The sequence below is a fragment of the Paraburkholderia sp. SIMBA_054 genome, from assembly GCF_046534875.1.
GTDB classification, from domain to species: Bacteria; Pseudomonadota; Gammaproteobacteria; order Burkholderiales; family Burkholderiaceae; genus Paraburkholderia; species Paraburkholderia hospita.
In genome coordinates, this window is record NZ_JAWRXV010000129.1 from 1 (window position 1) to 7955 (window position 7955).

At 55.2% G+C, this 7955-nt stretch carries 4 protein-coding genes and 2 pseudogenes; 3 read left to right on the forward strand and 3 right to left on the reverse strand.

Features of this window, described 5'->3' with window-relative positions; all coding sequences use genetic code 11:
* Positions 1 to 71: 71 nt before the first annotated feature.
* Positions 72 to 314 (forward strand): annotated as a pseudogene (locus SB822_RS53895) (cupin domain-containing protein); the annotation flags it as partial.
* An 844-nt stretch (positions 315 to 1158) separates the two neighbouring features.
* Entirely contained in the window at positions 1159 to 2409 is a 1251-nt protein-coding gene (gene ltrA, locus SB822_RS53900) for a group II intron reverse transcriptase/maturase (RefSeq protein ID WP_410858691.1), read from the forward strand.
* A 155-nt stretch (positions 2410 to 2564) separates the two neighbouring features.
* Here the strand turns inward: ltrA and SB822_RS53905 are convergent, their stop codons facing one another.
* Positions 2565 to 3935 carry an undecaprenyl-phosphate glucose phosphotransferase gene (locus SB822_RS53905; protein WP_410858692.1) on the reverse strand — a complete coding sequence of 457 codons (1371 nt, stop codon included), beginning with the start codon at positions 3933 to 3935 and terminating at the stop codon, positions 2565 to 2567.
* Positions 3936 to 4003: 68 nt separating this feature from the next.
* Positions 4004 to 4966 carry a helix-turn-helix domain-containing protein gene (locus SB822_RS53910; RefSeq protein WP_410858693.1) on the reverse strand — a complete coding sequence of 321 codons (963 nt, stop codon included), beginning with the start codon at positions 4964 to 4966 and terminating at the stop codon, positions 4004 to 4006.
* A 426-nt stretch (positions 4967 to 5392) separates the two neighbouring features.
* Between SB822_RS53910 and istA the strand changes: the two are divergent.
* Positions 5393 to 6124, forward strand: a pseudogene (gene istA, locus SB822_RS53915) (IS21 family transposase); the annotation flags it as partial.
* A gap of 6 nt (positions 6125 to 6130) precedes the next feature.
* Here istA and SB822_RS53920 read toward each other — a convergent pair.
* The gene (locus tag SB822_RS53920) at positions 6131 to 7915 is read right to left on the reverse strand and encodes a recombinase family protein (RefSeq protein WP_410858694.1); all 1785 of its coding nucleotides are present in this window, start codon (positions 7913 to 7915) and stop codon (positions 6131 to 6133) included.
* Positions 7916 to 7955 lie beyond the last annotated feature (40 nt).

Consider the following 7955-nt stretch of genomic DNA (forward strand, 5'->3'; position numbering starts at 1 on the left):
AATCCTCTCGCATTGCCTGAATTCAAGATCACACGACCGCCTTTGTCTTCAAACCCGATTTATGCAACAACGCCCTGCAAATGCATCATCATCGCGCTGAACATTGGATCATCGTACGCGGTACGGCATTCGTAACTCGGGGCGAAGAAAGTTTCATGCTGTCAGAGAATGAATCGACCTACATCCCGCTTGGTGTTACTCATCGTCTTGAGAATCCAGGACGAATACCGCTTGAGATCATTGAGGTGCAGTCCGGTGCGTATCTGGGCGAAGACGATATTGTTCGCTTTGAAGATACGTACGGCCGCGGTTAGGTACGCCTCAAACGTGAATTGAGGTGAGAATAAACGGAATTTTGAGCGCTCGATGTTCTCTCATGACAAGAGCAATCAACATATGACAAGCAGAGAAGCGCTGATTCAGTTGAAACTAGACGGTTTTCGGAAACTTGCGTTCTTATAAAAAATTTAGAAAACTGTCGGATATTCGTGCTGCGTTAAGTCTGAAAAGCTACTTGCGAACCAGTTCGTGGCTCCACGGTTGCAGGTTAACGCCCAAACATACGGGCTATGGCCCGTATGTTTGGGCCTTATGGATACTGGCTGACAATCGTCAGCCGCTCTTCAGGTTGCAGTTGTTTGTATCGTTTTTTCGTGGCAACACCTTATACGCGTCAGGGTGTTGCACTTCAAGCTTGATAGCGCCAGGCGAAGCCTGGGATTGGAGGAAGTCGTATGTGACAGAAACCAGTCATTGGAATCCAGAGGGTTCGACTCCCTCCCGGCAAAGGCTAACTACCAGCCGGAAGCGAGCCTTGCATGCGAGTGCGGTAACGCACTACTTGAAGCGTAGGCAGCGGGTACTTAAGCCGTGTGATTGAGCCTCGATATGAAGCAACCGTTGGTGTCTTCACTTTTCAAATACTGGGGACTGTACTGTGTGAGCCGTAATGGCCTTTGCCCTGCTCTCGGACCCCGGTCGGTCTGGTGAGCCTCACCTGATGACGCCGGGGAACGCCGCTCAAGCGGACCCGGTCGATGGAAAGGGGGGCGTCGTCGTTGCAGAATCGTTCGTGGGAAACACGGAGGTGCTTTGAAACCTGAAAGCGTGTCAACGAAACAGGAACGAATAGCCATGCTGGCGAGGAGTAATCCCCAAATGGCGTTCACCTCGTTAAATCAGTACATCGACTTTGAGTGGGTGAGGTATGCCTACGACTGCACGCGTAAGGACGGTGCTGTCGGGGTTGATGGTCAGTCCGGGGAGGATTATGCGGTGAATCTTACGCAGAATCTTCTCGGGCTCGTCGACCGACTGAAGTCAGGCCGGTACCACGCGCAGCCAGTCCGTCGACATTTCATTGCAAAGGCGGACGGCGGGCGTCGTGGGCTCGGCATTCCCTCCTTCGAAGACAAGGTGGCACAACGCGCCATCGCCATGCTTCTGGAGCCGATCTACGAACAGGACTTTCAAGACTGTTCGTTCGGTTTCCGACCTGGTCGTAGTGCTCACGAGGCATTGCGGGCAGTGTGGAGGGGGATTATGTACCGGGGTGGGCAGTGGGTGCTGGACGTTGATGTTCGGAAATACTTCGACAGCATCGACCAGGCCAAACTCAGAGCGCTTCTAGCCAGACGAGTCACCGATGGTGTAGTTAGAAGGTTGATTGACAAGTGGCTGAAAGCGGGCGTACTGGAGGATGGTCAGCTGTTTTATCCTGACTCCGGGACCCCCCAGGGCGGGGTGATTTCACCCTGCCTTGCCAACGTGTTTCTGCATTATGTTCTGGATGAATGGTTTGCTGCTGAGGTGCAACCGCGCCTTCGTGGTCCGAGCACTCTGGTTCGTTTCGCGGATGACTTCGTCGTGATACTCGCGCACAAAGACGATGCGGAGCGTGTCTGGCGGGTGCTGGAGAAGCGACTAGGCAAGTACGGCCTGGAATTGCATCCGGACAAAACCCGGATGATTGATTTCCGCTTCCAACCTCAATCCGGTCACAATGATTCGCAGAAGCCGTTGGCCACGACCTTCAACTTCCTCGGCTTCACCCACGTGTGGGTGACTTCGGAGAAGGGCCGGGCAATGGTGCGGCAATTGACCGCCAAAGATCGCGTCGCGCGTACGCTCAAAGCAATCAGCCAGGTTTGCCGTAGCATGCGGACCCGGCCGCTTCGCGATCAGCATCAGCGCTTGAGTCGGATGCTTAAGGGGCACTATGCGTATTTTGGCCTCAGCGGGAACTACGAGCGCCTGGCGACCTTGCCTTATCAGGTCGCGCGCATCTGGCGAAAGTGGTTGTCGAGAAGGTCGAACGAGCGCTCCCTGCCATGGGTTGCCTTCACGCGAATACTCCAACTATTCCCGTTACCGCAGCCTCGAATTGTCCATCGCTACGCCAAACCGTGAGCGAATCTGCATGATGAAGAACCGGATGCCTTAATTGGGCTCGTCCGGGTCTGTGAGGGGTGAGGGGGGTGACCTCCTCGCCTACTCGGAGAATTCAACCCGAAAAAGAGAGGACATTGGATTAGATTTAACGTGATGAATTATAGGGGAAAATTTTAATAGGCTGCTTTTCCTGAAAAACCTTTGATCATGGTTAGCGTAATGATCTTTATATCCATCCAGAATGACCTATTCTGAATATAGTAGGCGTCTAGTTTAACCCGCCCTTCCATTTTTTCGAGTTGCGCGGTTTCACCGCGAAAACCGTTGATCTGCGCCAGTCCAGTAATGCCGGGTTTTATACGATATCGAAACATATAGTCTTGGACTAGATCTTTGTAATATTCGTCATGTTCGACCGCATGCGGCCGAGGTCCGACCACCGACATATCGCCGCTCAAAACGTTAAGAAACTGAGGAAGTTCGTCGAGACTGGTGCTGCGTAAAAATCGTCCAATTCTAGTGACACGTGCATCACCCTTCTGTGCTTGAACGATAGTCCCTGGTATATCCGCTCCTTGATACATTGTCCGAAATTTATAGATTGAGAATACATGTCCATTCATTCCCTTCCTGTACTGTCGGAACAGAACAGGCCCTGGGGAAGATAGTTTCACGGCGAACGCGATGGCGACGAATAGAGGTGAAAGGCACGATAGCGCACACAAGGCGAAGATGCGATCGAATATCTCCTTTCCAACAGTGCTCCAGCCACGTTCCGGAGACACCTTAAGGTTTAAAAAGGGAATGCCGCGATAATCACCGACATAGGACTTTATCGGTCCGCATTCGTCTAATAGTGGCAGTACACGGATATTGACGAATTCGTGCTTGAATTCATGAAGTAGAGGTTCAATCGGAACGGGTCGGAACGGGGAGTTCAGGACCCAGATTTCCCGCAGCTTTTGGGTCCGAACAACATCAACTAGCGATTGAAACTTGTGGACGACCGGAATACGATCGATCATCGTATCGCGCGTAAGTGACGGATCGAAGATCAACTCCGCTGTGAATGTGTCTCGCGTTTGAATGGCAATGCGCTCAATGAGTTTGCCACTGGCGCCCGACGGTGCCACGATGACGATTCGGGAAGGAGAGAACCACCAGGAACGGAAAAGGATTGGTAGTGCTTTAATGGCACATCGACCGACGATAAGTGCGCACGCGGCGATGACTGTCCACCAAAGCAGCCAAATGTTTCGGAGGGCGGTGCCGGGGTACAGATTAGACAGAGTTGCGAGAACGAGTTGAGCTGCGAGCCATGCAACCAGTGTCCGGGCAGTGCTCACGATCGCAGAATCGTTTCGAAAAGGTTGATAGACCTTTGTTAATTGAAATGTGATAAACGGTAGTGTCAGACCCAGGATGCCTAGTAAAGCATCGACGTGTGAAAAATCAATTTGATCGTGAAACACGATGTTCTGTGAGATATATGCGGCACTGGCAATGCAGAAGAAGTCGGTAGCTTTTGAAATGGGTGTAAGCATCGCGTATATCACGAAAGAAGCAATGAAAGGACACACCTTTTAACTAGTGCGAGGCAGATGTCATGTCCTCAAACCAACCGGTTCCGATACTCCGTCGGTGAAATATCCCAAACCTGTCGAAAGAGTCTCGCGAGACATTCCCCACTCGTCAGTCCACAGCGCCGAGCAATCTTGTCGACCGGCAAGTCACTTGATGTGAGCATGGCCGCAGCCAGCTCAACGCGCGACCGTCGCAGATGCTCGGACGGCTTCAATCCCATTTCCGCTCGAAAATGCCGCAAATACGAGCGGTCGCTCATCCCTGCCGTCTGCGCGGCTACCGTAATCGAAATTGGCCTATTGCAGTTGCGCGTGATCCACCGCGCGCTCTCGTGGATCTTCTCCTTGATCGACTTGGCACTGTTGGCTGCGATCGCATTGAATTCCGGCAATCCGGTATCAGGAAGATGTTCGAGCACTCGTCGCAACACGGACAAACCAAAGTCCTGCCTGATCAATCCAAGCGAGTGCCGCACCGCTGACCGCGATGCATGATCGGATGTGTTGTTGCCTGTCGGATCGACAGGTTGGAGGTCACCAGCAGAAGTTTTGCCGGACTCGCTGATGCCAGCCAGCGAAGCATCGCTGTTTCCAATAACAAAAACCTCATCAATTTGTGACATTGTCCCGCGAAGCCATTCATTGAAGGTCACATCTCTTGCAATGTCCACAGCCATTTCTCCGCTCGCGACGAAGACCGCCGGAGCGGAGCGAAACTGCTCAGCCGGTTGTGTCAACACGTCGATACATGCGGAACTGGACACACAACCGCCGTGGCTCGAAACAAAAATCGTCCTGTAGCGAGGCGCGTCGTCATGCCCACCAGCCAGGACCTGATTCGCCTTGTCGAATACGTCGACGACTTCCACTGCCGGCAACATCGAAAACCCGTCGAAGACGAAGATCCCGATAACGTGAGTACCAACGCTCGGAGCCTGGTATGGAACAGATCGGTTCGGATTACGCGAAACCCCGTGGTAAGTCGTTTTCATCAATGCCTCCCGGCCGCGTATCGGTGAGCCTTGGCGCGAAGCGTAGTTGAGCATTGAGACGAACGGTCCGGTTCGAAGCTCTGTCGCTAGCTTAAGCGCGCGCTACATAGAGGCGCAGAGAATACGAATCCCTTTCGGCAAGTCCTATCGGACGATTCCGATTCACGATGTAGAAGTTTCGTGCAGGAGAGCTTTAGCGAAAATACGCGACGAGATCTCGAACTTCCCCTACAGACCTGCGTATTTCGGACGAACGTGACCGGCCGTTTCGGGATGGTGACCGGCGATTTCGGCAACGTGACCGGGCATTTCGGGAACGTGACCGAGCGGACCGGAAGGCAGGATTGGCGTTGCGCATGACATCAACTACGCGGGCTATGCTCGCCGGCTTTTGCCGGAGAGAGCATGCCCGCGCACCGGATGAACATGCGCATGATCAAGGACGTTTTACGACTTAAATTCGACGGCGGTTTCTCGCACGATCGGATCGCCGCGTCACTGGGCATATCCAAGGGCGTGGTCACGAAGTACATAGGACTGGCTGGTGCCGCCGGGCTGGACTGGGCAAGCGCCTGCGATATGGATGAAGGCGACCTCGAGCGGCGGCTCCTCGGCAAGCCCACGGGGCCAGCAGGCTACGCCCAGCCCGACTACGGACGCATCCACCAGGAGCTGCGTCGCAAGGGCATGACGCTGACGTTGCTGTGGGAGGAGTACCAGGCCGAGTTCGCGGACCGGCAGACCTACCGCTATACGCAGTTCTGCGAGCACTACAAGGCGTTCACGAAACGCCTGAAGCGCTCGATGCGTCAGATTCACCGCGCCGGCGAGAAACTGTTTGTCGACTTCGCCGGCCCCACGTTGCCGCTGACGACTGGACGCCGCGCGCACATCTTCGTGGCAGCCATGGGCGCATCGAGTTACACGTTCGCATGCGCGACGCCAGCCGAAACGATGGACGACTGGCTGGGCGGCATCGCACGTGCGCTGACTTTCTATGGTGGCGTGCCGCAGCTGATCGTGCCGGATAACCCGCGCGCGATGATTGCCGATCCCGACCGCTATGAACCTCGCGCCGGCGACACCGTGCTGGACTTTGCGCGTCACTACCGCACGTCATTCCTTCCTGCACGCGTATATCGTCCGCAGGACAAGGCGTACGCTTCATACTGCACCTTGTGCGGTTGGTGGAACAGCGATAAACGTCGGTTGAGTCGAACTGTAGCGGCCCCCTTGTCCTTTGACTAGGACGACGTCGCCGACGGGCTCATAGAGACACCGATGCAGATTACCGTAGCGATGCTGACGCAACAGCCCGCGCCGGGCCCAGAGGTGGATGCTAGTCGGGCAGACCCCGAGTTGTGCGGCGAGTTCGTTGGCTGTCACCATGCCGCGTTCACGCAGGCGCTCAAACCGGCTCTTGAGCCGGTAGGCGGTACGTACGAGGTAGACCTTCTTGTGCGTGAACGTTTCGCCTTTCCAGTTTGTATACCCGAGCGCATTAAGCTGTTCGGCGACTTGTCGGTCCGAGCCGGTTTCGAGAAGTTCGTCGATCTTCGCAACGACTTCCGGCAGCGTCTTCCGAATCAGTGCGATGGGCTTGGGCTTATCGATCTCTAATGAGGTAGTTCGGCCGCCGCGAAAGCGTACATGGATTGCGACGCGTTCGGACTTGACCAAGGTGACGTCTTCAATGAGCAAGGCGACCATGCGCTTGCGCTCGACCGGCGCGACTCGCTGGTCATTCCAGACGCAAGGAAAGTCCTCGGCGAGCGCCCGAATCTGGGTTCGCGCGTCGCTGCTTAACAGCTTATGATCGGCGTTCTGGAGTCGTTCGTTCTCCTGTTGCAATCCGTCCAGCACACGCAGACGTTCGTTCCAGTCCGCTTCGAGCATGTCAGCGACAAGCCGATTGGTCGGATCGACACTCATATATCGACGGCGCGCGAGCTCGGCATCGTAGCGCGCTCGGGCCAGTTGGTTCTGACGTTGATCGGCGGCCTGTTTGACGCGCCCTGATATCTCGTCTTCGACAGCTAGCGCGACCTCGAGAGCGGCCGGTGCGACACTCTCTAGAAGCAGCGAGCCTATCGCGTCATCGATGGCGCTTCCGCGAACAGACTGACAGGGTTTGCCGGCACGACGCACCGGATTCTCAGTGCACATATAGTACGGCTCAAGCTTGTTGCCGACGACCTGATACCGTACTCGCATGCGTGCGCCACACACTCCGCACACGACACGCCCCTGCAGGAGCCCAACGCCCTCGCGTGGCATGCTGCCTCGTCGGTCGCGTCCGAATCCGGTTAGATTCTCTTTAAGCGTCGCCTGGTTGCGTTCGAACTCCTCCCAATCGATAAAACCTGGATGAGCCTTCTGAATTAACACCTGCCAATTCTCTCGGTCAACCTTAAGCGCCGTGGACTTACGTCCCGGACGATACGCTCCGCGTGTGCGGCCATATACAAAGGCGCCCGCATAACGGGGGTTATGCAGTATCTGGATGACGCGACAATGTTCCAACGGCCCCCAGATCAGATCTCCCTTGCCAATCCCCCGACGGATGCGGCGCGGGAACAGCCATCCCTCCTGGCGAAATCGCTTGACCGTGGCGGTAGCTGACGCAGCTTGCCGAAACGTGTCGAACAGCAACTGCAGCGCGCCACGGACCTGTTGATCAGGATCGAGTGTGACTGAGCCATTCGGGTGATACACAAGCCCGATAGGCAAGGGCACTTCCAGTTCGCCACGGCGTGCCTTGTTCTTGATCCCGCCTTGCAGCCGGCCCTTGAGGATATGAAGCTCTGCCTCGCTCATGGCGCCCTTTAACCCAAGCAAAAGGCGATCATTAAATTGACCTGGATCGTAAATTCCATCTTCGTCAAGTAACGTTATGCATAGCGTTACTTGATTAATGTCGAGCAATCCGTAATGTTGAGGAGATCCCACGATCGCTCGCGGAAAGGGGGGCCCGGATAGGCAGACTCCC